The organism is Aestuariibaculum scopimerae, assembly GCF_059428085.1.
Genome location: NZ_CM182089.1, coordinates 771,544 through 790,160, shown reverse-complemented (window position 1 = coordinate 790,160; position 18,617 = coordinate 771,544). Strand labels below are relative to the sequence as shown.

The 18,617-nt window shown below is 40.7% G+C and carries 14 protein-coding genes; all 14 read left to right on the top strand.

The features are described 5' to 3' along the window. Positions 1–84: 84 nt before the first annotated feature. The 14 genes from AC5SR4_RS03495 (at position 85) to AC5SR4_RS03430 (ending at position 18,602) form a co-directional block, all read left to right on the top strand. Entirely contained in the window at positions 85–1,227 is a 1,143-nt protein-coding gene (locus AC5SR4_RS03495) for a CaiB/BaiF CoA transferase family protein (protein ID WP_495358151.1), read from the top strand. Continuing rightward, complete coding sequence (locus tag AC5SR4_RS03490; protein ID WP_495358150.1) at positions 1,224–2,453, top strand: ABC transporter substrate-binding protein; 1,230 nt, start codon at positions 1,224–1,226, stop codon at positions 2,451–2,453. Before AC5SR4_RS03495 ends, AC5SR4_RS03490 begins: the two co-directional genes overlap by 4 nt. Further along, entirely contained in the window at positions 2,450–3,517 is a 1,068-nt protein-coding gene (locus AC5SR4_RS03485; protein ID WP_495358149.1) for a Gfo/Idh/MocA family protein, read from the top strand. The genes AC5SR4_RS03490 and AC5SR4_RS03485 overlap by 4 nt, the downstream gene beginning before the upstream one ends. Before the next feature lie 12 nt (positions 3,518–3,529). Beyond that, a complete protein-coding gene (locus AC5SR4_RS03480; protein ID WP_495358148.1) occupies positions 3,530–3,973 on the top strand; it encodes a MaoC/PaaZ C-terminal domain-containing protein in 444 nt (147 codons plus the stop codon). A 17-nt stretch (positions 3,974–3,990) separates the two neighbouring features. Beyond that, positions 3,991–5,298, top strand: coding sequence for an L-fucose:H+ symporter permease (fucP, locus tag AC5SR4_RS03475; RefSeq protein ID WP_495359152.1), 1,308 nt, complete (start codon positions 3,991–3,993; stop codon positions 5,296–5,298). Positions 5,299–5,564: 266 nt separating this feature from the next. After that, on the top strand, positions 5,565–6,242 hold the full coding sequence (locus AC5SR4_RS03470) for a LamG-like jellyroll fold domain-containing protein (protein WP_495358147.1): 678 nt from the start codon (positions 5,565–5,567) through the stop codon (positions 6,240–6,242). 29 nt (positions 6,243–6,271) lie between these two features. Continuing rightward, a complete protein-coding gene (locus tag AC5SR4_RS03465; protein ID WP_495358146.1) occupies positions 6,272–7,858 on the top strand; it encodes a pectate lyase in 1,587 nt (528 codons plus the stop codon). A 12-nt stretch (positions 7,859–7,870) separates the two neighbouring features. Continuing rightward, the gene (locus tag AC5SR4_RS03460; RefSeq protein WP_495358145.1) at positions 7,871–11,014 is read left to right on the top strand and encodes a DUF6298 domain-containing protein; all 3,144 of its coding nucleotides are present in this window, start codon (positions 7,871–7,873) and stop codon (positions 11,012–11,014) included. 16 nt (positions 11,015–11,030) lie between these two features. Beyond that, positions 11,031–13,583 (top strand): hypothetical protein, encoded by a 2,553-nt coding sequence (locus AC5SR4_RS03455; protein ID WP_495358144.1) that lies wholly within the window; start codon positions 11,031–11,033, stop codon positions 13,581–13,583. Between the two features lie 39 nt (positions 13,584–13,622). Then, positions 13,623–15,158, top strand: a complete 1,536-nt coding sequence (locus AC5SR4_RS03450) for a family 43 glycosylhydrolase (protein WP_495358143.1) — start codon at positions 13,623–13,625, stop codon at positions 15,156–15,158. Positions 15,159–15,176: 18 nt separating this feature from the next. Continuing rightward, positions 15,177–16,364, top strand: a complete 1,188-nt coding sequence (gene pelA, locus AC5SR4_RS03445; RefSeq protein ID WP_495358142.1) for a pectate lyase — start codon at positions 15,177–15,179, stop codon at positions 16,362–16,364. A gap of 9 nt (positions 16,365–16,373) precedes the next feature. Beyond that, on the top strand, positions 16,374–17,732 hold the full coding sequence (locus AC5SR4_RS03440) for an MGH1-like glycoside hydrolase domain-containing protein (protein WP_495358141.1): 1,359 nt from the start codon (positions 16,374–16,376) through the stop codon (positions 17,730–17,732). A 97-nt stretch (positions 17,733–17,829) separates the two neighbouring features. Further along, the gene (locus tag AC5SR4_RS03435) at positions 17,830–18,102 is read left to right on the top strand and encodes a hypothetical protein (protein ID WP_495358140.1); all 273 of its coding nucleotides are present in this window, start codon (positions 17,830–17,832) and stop codon (positions 18,100–18,102) included. Then, positions 18,099–18,602, top strand: coding sequence for a cupin domain-containing protein (locus AC5SR4_RS03430; RefSeq protein ID WP_495358139.1), 504 nt, complete (start codon positions 18,099–18,101; stop codon positions 18,600–18,602). Before AC5SR4_RS03435 ends, AC5SR4_RS03430 begins: the two co-directional genes overlap by 4 nt. Positions 18,603–18,617: the final 15 nt, after the last annotated feature.

Sequence of the window (18,617 nt, the reverse complement as noted above, 5' to 3'; positions counted from 1 at the left end):
ACACCCATGACAAATTGTTTAACACACACGAGAATGATCATTAGGGTGTAACATCTGACCGAAATATAAAATAAAAATGAACAGATGAAACCTTTAGAAGATTATTTAGTAGTAGACTTTAGTCAGTTTTTATCCGGACCTTCGGCTAGTTTGCGTCTGGCAGACTTGGGAGCACGTGTTATTAAGATAGAAAAACCGGGCAAAGGTGATATTTGCCGAACCTTGTATACTTCAGATTTAATTATGAATGGCGAATCGTCCATTTTTCATACAATTAATAGAAATAAGGAATCCTTTGCTGTTGATTTTAAAGACCCGAAGGATTTAGAGCATATTAAAGCATTGATAGCTCGTGCCGATGTAGTGATGCATAATTTCAGACCGGGGGTAATGGAACGGATTGGTTTGAGTTACGAGGTGGTGAAAGCCATTAACCCAACGGTTGTATATGCTGAAATATCAGGCTATGGTAATCACCCGGATTTGAAAGAGCATCCCGGACAGGATTTATTATTACAATCCCTCACAGCCTTAACCTGGTTGACGGGCAATCAAAACGATGGCCCGGTGCCTATGGGGCTCTCTATAGTGGATATGCTGGCTGGTGCCCATTTAGCCCAAGGGATTTTGGCAGTTTTATATAGAAGAACAGTAAAAAACATAGGAGCTTTGGTGCAGGTGAGTATGTTGGAATCGGCCATCGATTTTCAGTTTGAAACCATTACCACCTATTTTAATGATGGTGGGGAACTGCCTGTACGCACCAAATCTAATAACGCCCACGCCTATTTGGGAGCCCCCTACGGGATTTATAAGACCAAAGATGGTTATTTAGCGCTGGCTATGGGTGCTATTCCTGTGTTGGCAGAACTATTAGGATGTGAAGACCTATTGAAATTTCCAGAAAACAAGTTTCATTTAAGGGATAAGATAAAAGCAGTTTTGGCTAAACATTTAAAGACCCAATCTACAAAACATTGGCTCGACATTCTGGAACCTGCCGATATTTGGTGCGCCAACGTACTGAATTATAAGGAGCTTTTTGAAGAGGAAGGCTTTAAGGTATTGGATTTTGTTCAAAAGGTGACTATGCAGGATGGCTATGCTTATGAAACCACCCGTTGCCCTATAAAAATAGATGGCGCATTGTTTACCGCCGGAAAAGGCTCGCCAAAGCTGGGAGAAGATAACGAACGCATTTTAAAAGAATTAAATCACCATGCATGAAAACATTTAGAATAGCCGTTAGAAAATTTGATCCTTTTGAATCTGCCTTAAAAAAACTTTGGGCGCAGTTTTGTACTGAAAATGCCATCGACATTAAAGTGGAGATGGTACCTCTGGAACTTCATGATTTATACGACGCTACGCTGACTCAAGGCGGACTGAAAAAAGGGGATTGGGACATTGCCCATATGAATACCGATTGGATTCTGGATGCCGTGACGGCCGGAGCGGTTGAAAATTTATCACCCTATATTCACCAGCAACCTCCTTTAAATTATCCGGAAGGTTGGCATGAGTCTCTGTTGCATTTACAACAAATTAATCAGAGCACCTACGGACTTCCATTTCATGACGGACCCGAGTGCTTGATTTACCGAACGGATTTATTTAATGACGAAACAGAACAACAGCAGTTTAAGACACAGTATGGCTACGACCTGAAACCGCCTACAACCTGGACGCAGTTTGAGGATATGGCTACTTTTTTTAACAGGCCGGATAAGAATCAATACGGAGTGGTGTTTGCCAATTTTCCGGATGGGCATAATATGGTATTCGATTTCTGTTTGCAACTATGGACACGCGGTGGTAGTTTGCTGGACGCAGAAAATAATATCAATATTAACCAGCCTGCGGCGGTTAAAGCATTGGACTTTTACAGACATATAGTCAATAATAAACAAACCACACACCCGGGCTCCAAAGATTTTGGCTCTGTAGAAGCCGGAATGGCTTTCGCTCAGGGAGAAGCGGCGATGGCGATTAATTGGTTTGGTTTTGCCTCCATGTGTGAGGTGATTGAAGCGTCCACCGTAAAAGGTTGTGTGGATATTGCAGAATTGCCCTGTGCAGAAGATAGCGACCCGGCTTCGCTGAATGTTTATTGGCTCTACACCATTGGGTCCGGCAGTGAACATAAACCTCTGGCCTATGACTTTTTGCGATTTGCAACCACCCCGGCAAGTGATAAGCTGTTGACCAATGAAGGGGGCATAGGTTGCAGGAAATCCACCTGGAAGGATACCGACATTAATAACACCATACCCTATTATAATAAATTGGCCCGTTTGCATGAGAATGCACAAACCTTGCCGCAAACACCTGTTTGGCCTAAGGTAGCAGCACTAATAGATGGTATGGTGCTGAACGCTTTGCAGAGTGATGTGTCTTCCAAAAAGCTTTTGGAAGCGACTCAACATAACATCCAAAACATTCAAAAACAATGACAGTTAACTATAAACCATTACTACCGGAAACGCAACAGCCTATTATTATTATCGGTGCCAGTGGGATTGTAAAAGATGCCCATTTACCGGCCTATAAGATGGCAGGGTTTGACGTGTTTGGAATTACCAACAGAACGATTTCCAAAGCGCATGATTTTGCTAAAACCTATGGCATACCTCATGTGTTCGAGAATGTGGCCGAAGCGGTTAAACACGCCCCGGTCAATGCTGTGTATGATATTACCGTATTGCCGGATCAATACATTAGTATACTGGAACAGTTACCCGATGGTGCTGCGGTATTGATACAAAAGCCTATGGGTAACGATTTAAAGCAAGCTAAGGAGATTGTGGCGGTATGCGAGCGTAAAAACCTGGTGGCTGCTATTAATTTCCAGTTGCGCTTTGCTTCTTTTGTTAGCGCCGCAAGGCATATAATAGACCAAGGGGTTATTGGCAATTTATATGATTTGGAGTTCAAGGTAACTGTTAATACCCCTTGGGAATTGTTTCCAGTAATAAAGCAACATCCTAGATTGGAAATACTGTTTCACAGTGTGCATTACATTGATTGTATTCGCTCCTTTTTAGGGAATCCAACACGTGTCATGGCGCGAACAACTAAGCATCCTTTAAAGGACTTATCATCTTGCCGATCGACCATTATTTTAGATTATGGTGACACGATGAGCGTGTCTATTAAAACGAACCACGACCACCATTTTGGAGAGAGGCACCAAGAAAGCTATATCAAATGGGAGGGTACCCAAGGCGCTATCAAAGCCAGAATGGGCTTGTTGATGAATTACCCCGACGGTCTGCCCGATACCTTTGAATATGCGGTAGCAGAAGATGGCGAAACGTACCAATGGCAATCTTTAGATTTAGAAGGCTCTTGGTTTCCAGAGGCCTTTATAGGCACCATGTCTAACTTAATGCGATATAAAGAAGGGTCTGATACCACCCTGCACACCAGTGTTCAGGATGTATTGGATACCATGCGTGTGGTAGAGGCCTGTTATGAAAGCAATGCACTCGGTGGCGTATCATTAAACAACATATAAAACAAAAGCATTATGTATTTTAAATCCACTTTTTTTGAAGATTACAAGCTTAACGATAAGCGTATTACTTTAGGGAGAACTATTACCGAAACCGATTTTGTGGTGCATGCCGGCCATACCGGCGATTTCTTTCCGCATCATATGGACGAAGCCTGGTGTAAAACGCAACCCTTTGGGCAGCGTATTGCACACGGTACCATGGTATTTAGTATCGGGATTGGCTTAACGGCTTCGGAAATTAATCCTGAAGCATTTTCTAAGGGCTACGACCGTTTACGGTTTGTAAAACCGGTGCACATTGGAGATACTATTCACTCTGAAATCACGATATCTGATAAAAGCGAGGCGAAACGGCCGGACATGGGGACGGTTACCGAACACGTTGAAATAATAAACCAACATGGCGATGTGGTTTTGGTGTGCGATCACCTATTACTTGTAAAGAAGAACGTTTAACAGTTTACTATTTGAATATGCAAATCACAGGTCAAGATAGTGCGCCTTTGGCAGCACCAAAAAGTACAAGTTTGGTAGGGAACTATTTGTTTCCATTTATACTGATAACCTTTTTATTTTTTCTCTGGGGAATGGCCCACAACTTGGACTCCATATTGATACCTCATTTGAAAAAGGCCTGTGAGTTGAACAACCGACAATCGACATTAATTGACACAGCTGTATTTTTTGCATATTTCCTGATGGCCATACCGGCCGGGATGATTATCAAAAAGTTTGGGTACAAAAACAGTATCATTACCGGGTTGTTAGTTTTTGCTATCGGCGCTTTTCTGTTTGTTCCGGCTGCGAATACCAGAACCTACGAACTGTTTTTATTTGCTTTGTTTGTGATTGGTAGCGGACTCACCATTTTGGAAACGAGTGCCAATCCTTATGCAGCTATTTTGGGACCACCAGAATCGGCATCCAAGCGATTGAACCTAGCAGCGTCCTTTAACGGACTGGCAGCTATGGTAGCACCGGTAATAGGGTCCTTATTCATTCTTTCAGGAAAAAACTACACACCAGATCAAATGGATGCAATGACCGAAACCGCCCGATCAGCCTATTTAATGCAGGAAGCCTCTTCTGTGAAACTCCCTTATATTGTTTTGGGTAGTGTACTTATTCTGGTAGCCGTAGTTGTGTATTTTATGAAGTTGCCCGCGTTGAAATTAGAGGCCTCACCGCAGGACAAAATTAAATCGGGCTTCTTTGCCGTTTTAAAAATAGTGCATCTCCGTTGGGCTGTCATCGCACAGTTTTTCTATGTAGGTGCCCAAGTTTGTGTGACCAGCTTTTTTATTAGAATAGCACAACAAGGGGCGGGGTTGGATGAAAAAACAGCAGCATACTATTTAGGGGTATATGGTTTTTTGTTTATGTTGGGACGTTTTGTGGGAACCTTCTTTTTGAAATATGTAAAAGATTATATATTACTATCCACATATTGTTTGCTTAATGTACTGCTTTGCTTGGTGGCCATTTACGGAACTGGGATTTATGTTATTTATGCATTGGGAGGCATAGGCTTTTTTATGTCAATCATGTTTCCCACTATTTTCTCATTAGGTTTGGTTGGCCTAAAATCTAATACAGAAACGGGATCTTCTTGGTTAGTAATGTCTATTGTTGGGGGAGCCATTCTTCCATATATTATGGGAACTTTAATAGATATGAAGCAAGATGATATTCAATCAGGTTATATTATTCCTCTAGTGTGTTTTATAGTAATTCTATATTTTGGTTTAAAAAGGCATAAGCCAAAAACGGTGAACTATTAATTTTTTATTTGCATTAAACCATTTAGTCTATTACAAGTCTAACTTCCAGATTAACTATAAACTAACTAATCATATTTAATTTTAACGTCATTTAATTTGGATAAGTTTTTTTTTTAAATATATTTGAGTAATCGATTACACTGTTTACAATAATCTAATTAAGCAGCCCCTTTACTTGATTGTTTTATTTATTAAAAAAACAAGTAATATTTCAGCATGATAAGCAGTTGCTGGTGTTAAAAAAAATATGGTTTAAAATTAATTAGATGAAAATAACAACTAAACTAATTGGACTATTTCTTTTGTTCCTTTCCTTTAATGTAAATAGTCAAAATTCTAAAACAGACCAAATGGGGCATATGGTTACCAAATGGTTGGTTGCAGACCGGCTTGTAGCAGAATCTAACACCATTTCAGGAAATCCTAAAATAATGGATTCCCCATATGGGAAAGCGGTTTATTTTGACGGTGTTGACGATGCTATATTTTCAAACGATATGCCGTTGGCTGGTATGGAGGAATTTACTGTGGAAATGATCTTTAGTCCTGCAAAAGATGCCCCTTTCGAGCAACGGGTTTTGCACATAGGAGAAATATCAAAAGATCGTATGCTGCTGGAAATTCGTGCCGTAAAAGAACAATGGTACTTTGATGGTTTTGCAGCTTCGGGCACTAACAAAAAAGCATTGATAGATGAAACGCTATTACACCCCTTAGGGAAGTGGTTCCATGTGGCTTTGGTAGTAGGGAAAAATAGTATTAAAACCTATGTAAATGGGACATTGGAATTGTCAGAGGATTATTCATTTTTACCCATACAAACCGGACAAAGTTCCATAGGTGTACGTATGAATAAAGTTTCTTGGTTTAAAGGTGCTGTTTATGAAATTAAGATTACACCTAAGCAATTGAATGCAGACCAATTTATTGTTTTTAAAAAATAAGACCAAACTAACTTTTAAATAATTCATTAATGAAATCAACTAGACAACGCCTCATTTTTTTGTCATTTACCCTTATCGTATTAACCCTCAATGCCCAAACCCAGTTAACCAAGGAAAATATTATAGAAACCATGCATAGAGCCACTAAGTATATGGTGGAAGATGTAAGCAACAACGGTGGTTATGTATGGTATTATATGCCTGACTTCTCAAGACAGTGGGGCGAAATGGAAGCCTACAAAACCATGATATGGTTGCAACACCCAGGCACCATAAGTATGGGGCACGTGTTTTTGGATGCCTACCAAGCAACCAAAGACGAATATTACTATAAAGCTGCCCAAAAAGCTGCTAATGCTATTATTTGGGGTCAAAGTCATGAAGGTGGTTGGAACTATATGATTGATTTTGCAGGCGACCGATCCTTAAAACAATGGTATAGTACCATTGGTAAAAATGGCTGGCGTTTAGAGGAATTTCAACACTATTATGGAAATGCGACTTTTGATGACGATGTGACTTCCGATGCCGCTAGGTTCCTCTTAAGGATGTATTTAGAAAAAATGGATCCTGCCTATAAGCCTGCATTAGATAAAGCCATTGCATTTATACTAGAGAGCCAGTACGAAAATGGAGGATGGCCACAGCGTTACCCATTGGTAAAAGGTTATGAAAAGCCAGGTTTTCCAGATTACACCCCTTTCTATACATTTAACGACGATGTTATTTGGGAAAACATACACTTTTTAATGCAGTGTTATTTAGTGTTGGGTGAAGCGCGTTTTCTGGAACCTATTTATAGAGGGATGAACTTCTACAAAATTTCACAGGATCCTAAAGGAGCTTGGGGCCAACAAGTAGATATGAATATGAGAGCGGCTAGTGCCAGAACCTATGAACCCGCAGCATTTTTACCTGGTGCAACTCGTGAAAATTTATTCCTGCTCATGAAGTTTTATCGGTTAACAGGAGATAAAAAATACCTTGAAGGTGTGCCAAGAGGCATTGCATGGTTAGAAGCCTCTAAGCTTCCAAAAAGCCAAGCGGAAGGTAGGCGCACCCACCCAACATTTATAGATATTAACACCAATGAAGCCATATATGTGCATAGAAGAGGTTCCAATGTGGTTAATGGCGAATATTATGTAGATCATAATGACAAAAATCTATTGTCTCACTATGGAGGCAAAACGTCTGTAAACATCCAAGAAATAAAGGATGAGTATAACAAACTATTAAAACTATCTGAAGAAGAAGCTACCAAAGATTCCCCACTAAAGCCGCAAGAGTTTACCGCCGAAGGTACACCACAAAACTTTTATGATTTAAATAGGTATGTGTTCAATTTTAAACCAGACGAATCAAGAATTAGTGAAATAGTTAATGCTTTGGATGACCAAAACAGATGGTTATCTACTAGGGCCTTTATAAGTAATCCTTATATAGGAGATGGTAAGCCAACAGGGGGTGATACCGATAAATATGCAACTACCCGTGTAGGCGACAAATATGATACATCACCTTATCCAGACGATTCTGGGCAAGAATACATTTCAACAGGTGCTTATATTAGAAATATGAAGCTATTAATCGGGTATCTAAAGACCATAAACTAAAAGTATGATACTATGAAATCAAAATGGATCAAGCGGCTAACGTTTTATATTATTTTAATTGTTTTGGTAGCTCCAGCTATGGCTTTTTTGCATTTTACAACAACAAAGGATTCTCCAATACACATTACTGAAGCAGGTGCCTTAGAATATAAGCTTCAGCCTAACGGCGATCGGGTTCCCGATTATTCCTATTGTGGCTATAAGGCTTCCGAAGCACCATTGCCCAATGTGCCAGTGGTGCTTATCATTGAACAAATAGCAGGTGATGCAACATCATTAATACAATCGGCTATTGATCATGTTTCCAGTTTGCCTGTAGATAAGAATGGGTTTCGAGGAACCATTCTTCTAAAAGAAGGAACCTATAAAATTAATGGAAGTTTATTGATTTCTACTAGTGGTGTGGTGTTACGAGGTAGTGGAAGTGACCAGGATGGTACGGTCCTTTTGGCTACCAGTAAAAACCGTGAAACACTTATTCGTGTAGCTGGGACAAACAATCGTGTATTGGAAACCCCCGTAGCTTTGGAAGAAGCATACTTTCCTGTAAACACAACGAAATTATCTTTCTCTAAAGACCATCCCTTTAAAGTTGGTGATAAGGTGATTGTAAATAGACCCTCAACAAAAGAATGGATAGAAAGTATTGGTGCCGATAAAATAGGCATTTATGTAGACTATACACTTACCAAGTGGGAACCTGGTGATTTTGATATGAATTGGGATCGCAGCGTTGTGGCTATATCAGACAACACGATTACTTTAGATGCCCCCTTAACCAATGGTATTGACCCAAAATATGGGAGTGGTACCGTTTCTCGTTATAACTGGGATGGTAGAATAGATCATGTGGGTATTGAGAATATACGTTGTGAGTCTATTTACGACCCAACCAACGATAAAGACGAAAATCACAGCTGGATGGCCATTACCATGGAAAGTGTGAGTGATTCCTGGGTACGTCGCATTGTGGCTGAAAATTTTGTAAGTTCCGCAGTGGCCATTTGGGAAACCGCTAAACGCATTACAGTAGAAGATTGTAAATCACTTCATCCTGTTGGCGAAATAGGTAACTATCGCCGTTATGCATTTCAAACTCTTGGGCAGCAAGTACTATTTCAACGTTGTTATGCCGAGTATGCCTATCATGCTTACTCTGTAGGCTTTACAACACCAGGACCCAATGCCTTTGTACAGTGTTACTCCTACTTGCCCTATAATTTTAGTGGTGCTGTGGGCGGTTGGTCTAGCGGTATTCTATTTGATAAAACAACCATAGATGGGGGTTCGCTTAGTTTTGACTATCGCGATGTGGATGGTCAAGGAGGGGGTTGGAGTACAGCCAACTCATTAAGCTGGCAAACCAGGGCTGCTAAAATCCATTTAACAAAACCACCCGAAGCCCAAAATTGGGCCTATGGCAGCTGGGCACAAGGTTATGGAAGTGGTCACCATGAATTGCAACATACCTTTATAAACCCAGAAAGTATTTTTTATGCACAACTGGAAGCCCGTACCGGCAAAAAATCAGAAGAACAAGATAAAATATTGGTGTATCAGTCTAATGAAACCACTGCGCCATTGCCTGAATTAACTGCTCAATATAGTGAGCGTTCTAGAACTCCTGATTTAATTATGGATGCTTGGATTGATCAAATGATTGAAAAATACCCCATTACTTCTGATGTTTCAAAAGCTAAAACTTGGGGGCTAGCAGACAATAAAATCAAACAACTTAAAGCTGATGTTGTTCGTGTAGAACTTAAAGACGGACGCTTTATTAAAGACGATAAAATCCTATATGGAGGTAGAAATAGAACCTCATTATGGCGTGGCTCCACAAGGCCCTCCCAATTACGAAGACCCAGCCCCAATTTGGTTAGGTTTGTGCCGGGACGTATAGGTAGAGGACTTACAGACGATTTAGATGTCTTGGTTGATGACATGCAAGAAAGGCATACCACTGTTATGCAAAGCTTTCCAGCACTTTGGTATGAACGTCGCCGTGATGATCATGCCAGAACCAGACGTGCCGATGCCGATGTTTGGGCGCCATTTTATGAGCAACCCTTTAGCAGAAGCGGCCAGGGTGAAGCGTTTGATCGTTTGAGTAAATATGACCTTACCAAATGGAATACTTGGTACTGGAATCGTTTAAAGACATTTGCCGACTTGGCAGATTACAATGGTCTGCTATATGTACAGGAACATTTTTTGCAGCATAATATTATTGAAGAAGGAGCCCACTGGGCAGATTACCCATGGCGAACTGCTAACAATATTAATAATACTGGCTTTGCAGAAAACCCCGCATACGCTGGAGATAAGCGTATTTATATGGCCGAAGCATTTTACGACACTACCAATGCAGTGCGTACTAAGTTATACCGTAATTACATTCGTAAGAGCCTAGATAACTTTAAAGATAACAAGAACATTATACACCATATTGGTTGGGAATATACAGGCCCTTTGCATTTTGTGGAATTCTGGTTGGACGTTATTGCCGAATGGGAGCAAGAAAACAACCAAAACGTATTGGTTATGCTATCGGGTACCAAAGATGTACAAGACACTATCTTATCCAATCCCAAGTATTCCAAATTAATAGATGTTATAGATATCCTACAATGGAAATACCGTGCCGATGGTAGTACTTATGAGCCGCCCGGAGGTGTTAGTCTAGCAGCTCGGCAATATGCCCGTATCATGAATCCTGGAGAGACTTCTTTCGATCAAATTTACAGGGCTGTTCTTGAGTATAGAACCAAATACCCTAATAAGGCTGTTGTGTATTCGCAAAGAGGAGCACCCTATTCTAACTGGGCTACCTTTATGGCTGGGGGCTCCTTTGCGTCTTTGCCCACTATAGATGATGAAGCCTTTTTTGAAGATGCCGTAAATATGTTAAGTTATACCACTAAACATTCAGGATATAATGATTATGTGCTTGGAAAAAAAGGATTGGGTTATATTATTTACAGTGATATGCCCCAGATAAATATTGATTTAAACAACGATTCAAAATCATATAAATTGGACTGGATTAACCCAAAAACTGGTGAAATTATCAAAACAAAAATACGAGTTAAGCAACAGGTTACTAATTTAAAAACTCCTATAGAAGGCGCTGTGGTAGCTTGGCTTCACAAATAACAAATAAAGCTAAACTATGTTATTTAACCAAACACGAAACAAAACATTATTAAGTATACTATGTATGTTGCTAGGGTTTTATTTTGCTCCAGCACAAAATCATCAAGGTGATTTGTACCAGGATTTAGAATTTCATAAAGACCATATTGTCTATAAAGGGCAAAAAATTATTCTGGGTCCTAAGGCCTTTTTTCTTGATGGACAACTATCAGATAAAGAAGCCGCTAAATATAACTATGTTTATAATTCTGTAAACGAAGCTTCCAAACACCTTACCAATGGCTCCGAATATGACCCTATGGTTTTGTACATAGCACCTTGGGTGTATTGGATAGATGATCCAGACGACCCAGAAATTAGAATACCAAAGGGTAATCAAAGAGCACCTTTTGGGTTGGAAATTGAATGTGAATGGTTGCGATTTCAAGGCTTGTCTGATGATGCGCAAAATGTAGTTTTAGCATGTAATCGAGGGCAAACCATGGGATCCAAAGGAAACTTTACCATGTTTAGAATAAGTGGAGACGGTACCAGTGCCGAGAATATCACCTTTGGTAACTATTGCAATATTGACTTGGTATATCCGCTCAATCCTAAACTCAACAGGGAGAAACGAGGCTCGGCCATAGTCCAGGCACAGCTCATTTTTGCGGATGGTGATAAAGTTGTAGCCCGCAATACCCGTTTTATGAGTCGCCTGAATCTCATGCCATTTCTGGGTAGCAAACGTACGCTGTTTGACCGGTGCCATTTTGAATCTACCGACGATGCTTTAAATGGTTCTGCCGTGTATCTTAACTGTACCTTAGGCGTATATTCATCAAAACCTTTTGGAGGTACGCGCGGTACAGGAGCCGTGTTTTTTAATTCAGATATTGAATCGTTTTCCCGCGGTCCTCAGTATTTTGTAAAAGGGCGTGGGCCCGTAACGGCTGTCGATACACGTTTTTCCGGAGAACACGTAGATTATGTTGGCTGGCGGGATATCCCCGATGTAGAAGCACGGTACTACCAATACGATGTCCGTTTGAATGGGACGCCTATTATGCTTAGTGAAAATGAATCCTATGCTACTGTGGACATGACCGGTAAAGACGTATTAAACGCCTACCGGTTTCAGTACAACGATCAGGTAGTTTACAATACCTATAATTTATTGCGGGGGGATGACGATTGGGATCCTATGGGAATCAAACCCATGGTACAGGCTGCCGAGAAAAGTACCGGAAACAACTACACCACGGTTCCAACACAACTTATTATTCAGCCCACGCGACAAACTTTGGAAACTGGTAAGGACAGTTTGTTGTTAGAAGCCACCGTAAATCGTTTTGGTAATTATGAAATCAAAGGCATTCCTATTAACTGGAAACTCGCAGCGGAATATCAACCTTTTGCTACATTAAAAGTAAACAATGATGGTACTTGTTTGGTCGTGCCGACCAACAATGAACCGGAGACAAAAGAGATTATTGTTACCGCATCGACAGCTTCCGGATTGGAGTGGGCGAGTGTATTGTATATAGCCCCCTCATTTATTGATCCACCAACGTTTATTAAATCACCAAGCATCACCAAACCCAAAGCGGGTAAACTCCATGTGAATTATACGTTGGATATGCCTTATGAAGACCAATCTCACATTAGTTGGTACCGTTGTACCGATGCCAAAGGGAGTAACCCTATAGAAATTGCCGTGTCTAGGTTTAATGAGCCTATGGCAGACTACACACTATCTGCAGGCGACATCGGGTATTACATTATGGCCAGTGTGCGTCCCAACCATTTGCGTTGCGACCCCGGTGCACCTGTAACTGCTGTTTATATAAAAGCCATTACCGCAAAACATGTGACCGACAACTCTAGCATTTTGATGGCCGACTTGGAGCACATGTCAGGTAAATATCAACCCCAAACACTACCCGGCTTTTGGGCTTTGGATAGCTATGCACCAGCCGACACCCATGATTTTGATTGGGAAGGCGATAATAGCCAAGACCCTTGGTACTATGGCGAGGGTATTAACGGTGCCGCAGGCACCAAAGGTTTTGTACAAAACACCAAAGGTGCCCGCATGCGCTATACGCCTGTTGGTAATACCTTTGGGGATATGCAGGTGAGCTTTATAGCAGTGCCCTCTAAAACCGCAGGGCAGGGCTTTAGTAGTGCACGCGCCCAGTATATGGATATAGGTATTAAAATGGATGTTGAAAAGATGAATGGCTATGCCTTACGCCTTATCCGCACTACCAAATATCATGATGCCATCGATTTTATTTTAATGAAATACAATAATGGCATAGCTACAGCTATTAGCGACCCAGTATCGGCATCCTGTTACCGACCAAATTGTAAAATCACAGTTACTGTTAAAGGCAATAAGTTAATGGTGCATGCTGAAAATATGTTAGATTATTTTACAGTTCATGGTGAGGATGGTGTTGTAAATGTAGTAGATATGCAAGCCGAAATAGTTCCTAACAAGTATGGCGGTGTAAGTTTCCAGCATACAGGAACCGTAAGAAGTGGAGCGACCTTAATTAAGGATTTAAAAATAGAATGGTTTTAAAAACCTTGCAGGGTTAAACAAAAAAGAAAAGACAACTAAATGAGACAACCAACATTAAAAACAGCAATCGTTTTAGGGGTTATAGCAATTTTAACCCTAACCCATTGCAAAAACAAAACAGAAGCAAATATACCAGAGGACACCAAAGAAGAAAACACATTTGAAAACCCCATACTAGGGGGTGATTATCCCGATCCGTCCATTGTTCGTGTGGGTAAAGATTATTATATGACACATTCTTCCTTTAATTACTATCCGGGACTCATCGTTTGGCATTCTACCGATTTGGTTAATTGGAAGCGTATATCGCATGCCATTACCAAAAATGTAGGTTCCGTTTGGGCACCCGACTTAGTGTATGTCAATAATAAATATTATATCTACTTTCCTGCAGGAGGAACCAATTGGGTAGTATATGCCGATTCGCCAGAGGGTCCTTGGAGTGATCCGGTAGATTTAAACTTAAGAGGCTTTATAGATCCCGGGCATCTAGTAGATGAAAGTGGTGAGCGTTATTTATATCTTTCCGATGGTTATGTAGTGAAACTTACCCCCGATGGTTTATCCGCTGCCGAAGAACCTGTTGAAAACTATAAGGGATGGGAATTCCCTAAAACATGGAGTACAGAATGTTTTTGTTTAGAGTCTCCAAAATCTACCGTTAAAGATGGGTACTATTACCTCACAACAGCCGAAGGAGGAACCGCAGGGCCCGCAACAGCCCACATGGTGGTATCGGCAAGAGCTAAATCACCTTACGGCCCTTTTGAGAATTCTCCCTACAACCCCATTGTACACACCGAAAATCGATCTGAACGCTGGTGGAACCAAGGGCATGGTACTTTGGTAGATGATGCCAATGGCGATTGGTGGATTATGTACCATGGTTACGAAAAACATTTCCAAACACTGGGAAGACAAACGCTTATGTTACCTATTGAATGGACTGAAGATGGCTGGTTTAAAGTGTCAGATGGAGTAAACGCAGCCGATAAGATTACCGCTCCCAAATTAAGCCCATCAGAGAAAGCTATTGCGTTGAGTGATGATTTTAATGACGCACTGGGGCTTCAATGGCAATTCTATAAAGATAATGATCCGGACAGAATTGTTCTAACCGATGGCAAATTAGAATTCAAGGCTAAAGGTACGTCCTTTGCAGATAGCTCACCGCTTTTAGTAAACAGCAGTGATAGAAAATATGAAGTTCAAGTAGAATACACTTTAGAACCAGGTGTTGAATTTGGGCTTTGCCTGTATTACAATGAAGTTGCCAACATGCATATCTCGGCAACCGATGAGCGCTTTGCCGTATTCAATCGCCAGCGACGAAAAATCAGTGAACCCAACACCTTGGGCAATCATGGTTACTTGCGTATTCTAAATGATGAGAATGAAGTGAGTTTCTATTTTAGTGCCAATGGAACCAACTGGACACGTGTAGAACGTAGTATTGAGGCGAGTGGTTTTAACCATAATGTATTTGGAGAATTCCTTAGCTTACGTGCCGGATTGTTTGCCTTTGGAGAAGGAACTGTGCAATTTGACAATTTTATATATAAAGTGATTGACTAACTTAATAATTCAAGAACAATGCTTATCAAGACCCGTATAAAACAACTACTGCTATTTGCACTCATTATAAGTGTTAGTGGTGTGTTATACGCTCAAAAAGATTCTAATACCATTAGTACCCGTCCTTTTAGAGACGGGGTAAGCCATTGGTATAATATTAAAAATGCACACAGTTTGGTAGATCCCGTTCCCAATCAGCCGCGCTATGAGGAAACCGATTATACGCTTATTGCTGATAACATAATTCGTTTTCAAAGGGATAACGGCGGTTGGCCTAAAAATTACGACATGCGTGCTATACTCACCCCAGAACAAATAGCCCATGTTGTTGAAACGAAACCTATGACCAACACCACATTTGATAACGCCACCACCTACACGCACATCTATTACCTGGCACAAGTGTACACCGCTACCGGCGAGGAAAAATACAGAGAGGCCTGTGTTAAAGGCATTAAGTTTATACTTGACGCCCAGTACCCTAACGGTGGCTGGCCACAGTACTATCCCGTGGGCCAGGGCTACAACCAGTACATTACCTTTAATGACGGTGCCTATATAGGTATTATGAATCTGTTGAAAAAGATTGTTAAAAAAGATCCAAACATTGCTTTCATTGATGATGAAGATTTGATGCTTAAAGCCATATCTGCATATAACAAAGGCTTGCATTGCATACTAAGTGCCCAGATTAAGGACCAAGGTGAGCTAACAGCATGGTGCCAACAACACAATCACATTGACCTATCACCAGCGTGGGCACGTGATTTTGAGCCGCCCAGTATTTGCAATGGAGAGAGCTCAGAAATTGTTATGTTTTTAATGGACATAGACCATCCCAGCGATAAGATAATAAAAGCCATACAAAGCGCCGTAAAATGGTTTGAAGATTCCAAGATTTACAATACCAAAATTGAATCTTTTGATATAGAACCATTCGAGTCTAAATACAAAACCGTAACTAGAGATCGTCGTGTAGTTAACGACCCCAAGGCGCCTCCTATCTGGACACGTTATTACGAGTTGGGTACACAACGACCTTTGTTTTGCGACCGTACCAGCGAATTTTTATATACCTTGGCAGAAGTAGGGGTAGAACGCCGCAGTGGGTATGCTTGGTACACCTACGCACCCCAAGGCGTATTGGACAGGTACCCCGATTGGCAGAAAAAGTGGGCGCCATTAAATAATGTATTAGCACCCTAAAAAAACATTATGCATAAAAAAATATTAGTCATAGCAACCTTATTAGTAAGTTCCATAATATGTGCACAAGGAAACGATACCATAGCGCGTTATGCAAACATTATAAAAGATTACGTTTACAAAGATTATAAAAACATGTACCGCCCCGGCAGTGGTTCATTGGTTTATCCGTTTCTCACACCCGGAAGCAACCAATATGATAATGTATTGTGGGATTGGGATTCTTGGCTAAGTAACATTGCCCTTAGGCAAATACTAACCGATGTGGGTTCTGCTAAAGATAAAAACGAAGCCATTAAATATGAACAAGGCTGTGTGCTTAACTTTTTACATTATGGTGATTGGGACGGTTATTTGCCCATTGTTATTTGGGCCGACTCCAAGCCTAGGGATATTATGCCCGAGAACATTTACAATGTAAACATGCACAAGCCTGTCTTGGCACAGCATGCAGCGTTTATAACCAAAACCAATGGAGGAGATGCCGAATGGCTCCGTGAAAAGTTCTATCACCTACAAGCCTTTGTAAATAATTACAAGTCTCACCACAGGCACAAGGCAACAGGTTTGTATTATTGGCAAAACGATGTGGCTATTGGTGTAGATAACGACCCGGCCACTTTTTTCAGACCGGCCAAAAGTTCTGGTTCCATTTACCTAAACTGTTTAATGTACAAAGAATTACTAGCTATGGTGTATTTGGCAAATCAATTAAACCAATCTGAGATAGGAGAGGAGTTTGCCAGAGATGCTGAAGACTTAAAGGCCGCTATACAAGAACACTGCTGGGATGAACGTGATGGGTTCTTTTACAGTGTAGATTTAAATTTAACCCCTGCCACCAATCGTTTAGATAGTACGCTTGGTAAGGAATTTATGATTCATAGTGGCTATCCACGTGATTATGATTGTTTAATACAACGTATAGAAGTCTGGTCTGGTTTCTTAGCCCTATGGGCAGGTGTAGCAACACACCAGCAGGCGGAGCGTATTGTAAAAGAACACTATGCAAATCCTAAAACCTTTAACGCACCATCGGGCGTGCGTACCTTATCTAAAATGGAAAAGATGTACAGCATGCGTGCCAGTGCCAATCCATCTAATTGGCGTGGGCCCATTTGGGGCATTTCAAACTATATGGTATTTAAAGGTTTAAAAAACTATGGTTTTAATAATGAGGCCAAGGAATTAGCGTCCAAAACCATTTGGTTGTTTGGAAAAGATTTTGAAAAGAACGGTGCCCTACATGAATATTACGAACCCGAAACAGGCGAACCTCTTTTAAACAAAGGATTTCAAAACTGGAACTATCTGGTGTTGAATATGATTGCCTGGTTAGAAGGAAAGCAGGTAGTTGAGGAATTTTAGGATGATTGAGTTGGGATTGCAGTTGAAGTCCCAGTCTTAATGGTCGGCATCTGAACCCTTAAACGTTAAACTAAAAGAAAAACTAAATAATAAACAAATGAAAGCACTACTATCAATCAGTATTACTTTACTATACATTGTTGGTGCGTGTGCACAGCAAGAACCCATAAAAGGAGGTCCTTACTATTGGAAGGATCTGCCTGTTAGCAAAAGTGAAGACAGAGAAGGCAGGAAAATATTAGAAGGTGTGTCTCCTCACTTCCAGTACATAGAAATTCATGCTACCACGCAATATCCTGGAGCGGCACCCTCAACGGCGCATGCTAATGATGATATTGAGGAATGCATTATGTTAAAGAAGGAAAAATGAAAGTGTCGTTCGATACTGAAAGCACTATTCTAGAAGCAGGTGGTGTGCTCTCCTTAATGCCCAAACAAATGCATTCCTTGCAAAATGTGGGCGATACCAATCTAACCTATTATGTAATTCGGTACAAATCTAAAAAACCTATGAATTTGGAAAGAGCCCATGCCAATGGTGGTAGCTTATTGCTTAATGTATCCGATTTAGAATTCAAGAAAACCGACCGCGGGGGTGCTATAGACTATTTTAACAGGCCAACAGCTATGTGCGAAAATTTTAATATGCATGCAACACTATTAAATGTAAAAGGTCCCAGTCATGCCCCACATGCACATCTAGAAGGTGAGATTTTTTTAATAGTATCGGGAAATACCGAAATGACCATAGATGGAAAAGATTATAAAGGCAGTGCTGGCGATTTGTTTTTTATAAAATCGCAACTTATGCATGGTATGCGTAATGCTACCGATAGTCCTTGTAAGTATATCGTGCTAAAATGGAAATAAGTAGAGATAAACATA

What these genes read in the sequence shown, in the direction of transcription:
- AC5SR4_RS03465 (WP_495358146.1), top strand. Translation starts at nt 6,272, where the DNA reads ATGAAATCAACTAGACAACGCCTCATTTTTTTGTCATTTACCCTTATC.
- AC5SR4_RS03430 (WP_495358139.1), top strand. Translation starts at nt 18,099, where the DNA reads ATGAAAGTGTCGTTCGATACTGAAAGCACTATTCTAGAAGCAGGTGGT.
- AC5SR4_RS03490 (WP_495358150.1), top strand. Translation starts at nt 1,224, where the DNA reads ATGAAAACATTTAGAATAGCCGTTAGAAAATTTGATCCTTTTGAATCT.
- AC5SR4_RS03480 (WP_495358148.1), top strand. Translation starts at nt 3,530, where the DNA reads ATGTATTTTAAATCCACTTTTTTTGAAGATTACAAGCTTAACGATAAG.
- AC5SR4_RS03435 (WP_495358140.1), top strand. Translation starts at nt 17,830, where the DNA reads ATGAAAGCACTACTATCAATCAGTATTACTTTACTATACATTGTTGGT.
- AC5SR4_RS03485 (WP_495358149.1), top strand. Translation starts at nt 2,450, where the DNA reads ATGACAGTTAACTATAAACCATTACTACCGGAAACGCAACAGCCTATT.
- AC5SR4_RS03495 (WP_495358151.1), top strand. Translation starts at nt 85, where the DNA reads ATGAAACCTTTAGAAGATTATTTAGTAGTAGACTTTAGTCAGTTTTTA.
- AC5SR4_RS03440 (WP_495358141.1), top strand. Translation starts at nt 16,374, where the DNA reads ATGCATAAAAAAATATTAGTCATAGCAACCTTATTAGTAAGTTCCATA.
- AC5SR4_RS03455 (WP_495358144.1), top strand. Translation starts at nt 11,031, where the DNA reads ATGTTATTTAACCAAACACGAAACAAAACATTATTAAGTATACTATGT.
- AC5SR4_RS03470 (WP_495358147.1), top strand. Translation starts at nt 5,565, where the DNA reads ATGAAAATAACAACTAAACTAATTGGACTATTTCTTTTGTTCCTTTCC.
- AC5SR4_RS03450 (WP_495358143.1), top strand. Translation starts at nt 13,623, where the DNA reads ATGAGACAACCAACATTAAAAACAGCAATCGTTTTAGGGGTTATAGCA.
- AC5SR4_RS03460 (WP_495358145.1), top strand. Translation starts at nt 7,871, where the DNA reads ATGAAATCAAAATGGATCAAGCGGCTAACGTTTTATATTATTTTAATT.
- fucP (WP_495359152.1), top strand. Translation starts at nt 3,991, where the DNA reads ATGCAAATCACAGGTCAAGATAGTGCGCCTTTGGCAGCACCAAAAAGT.
- pelA (WP_495358142.1), top strand. Translation starts at nt 15,177, where the DNA reads ATGCTTATCAAGACCCGTATAAAACAACTACTGCTATTTGCACTCATT.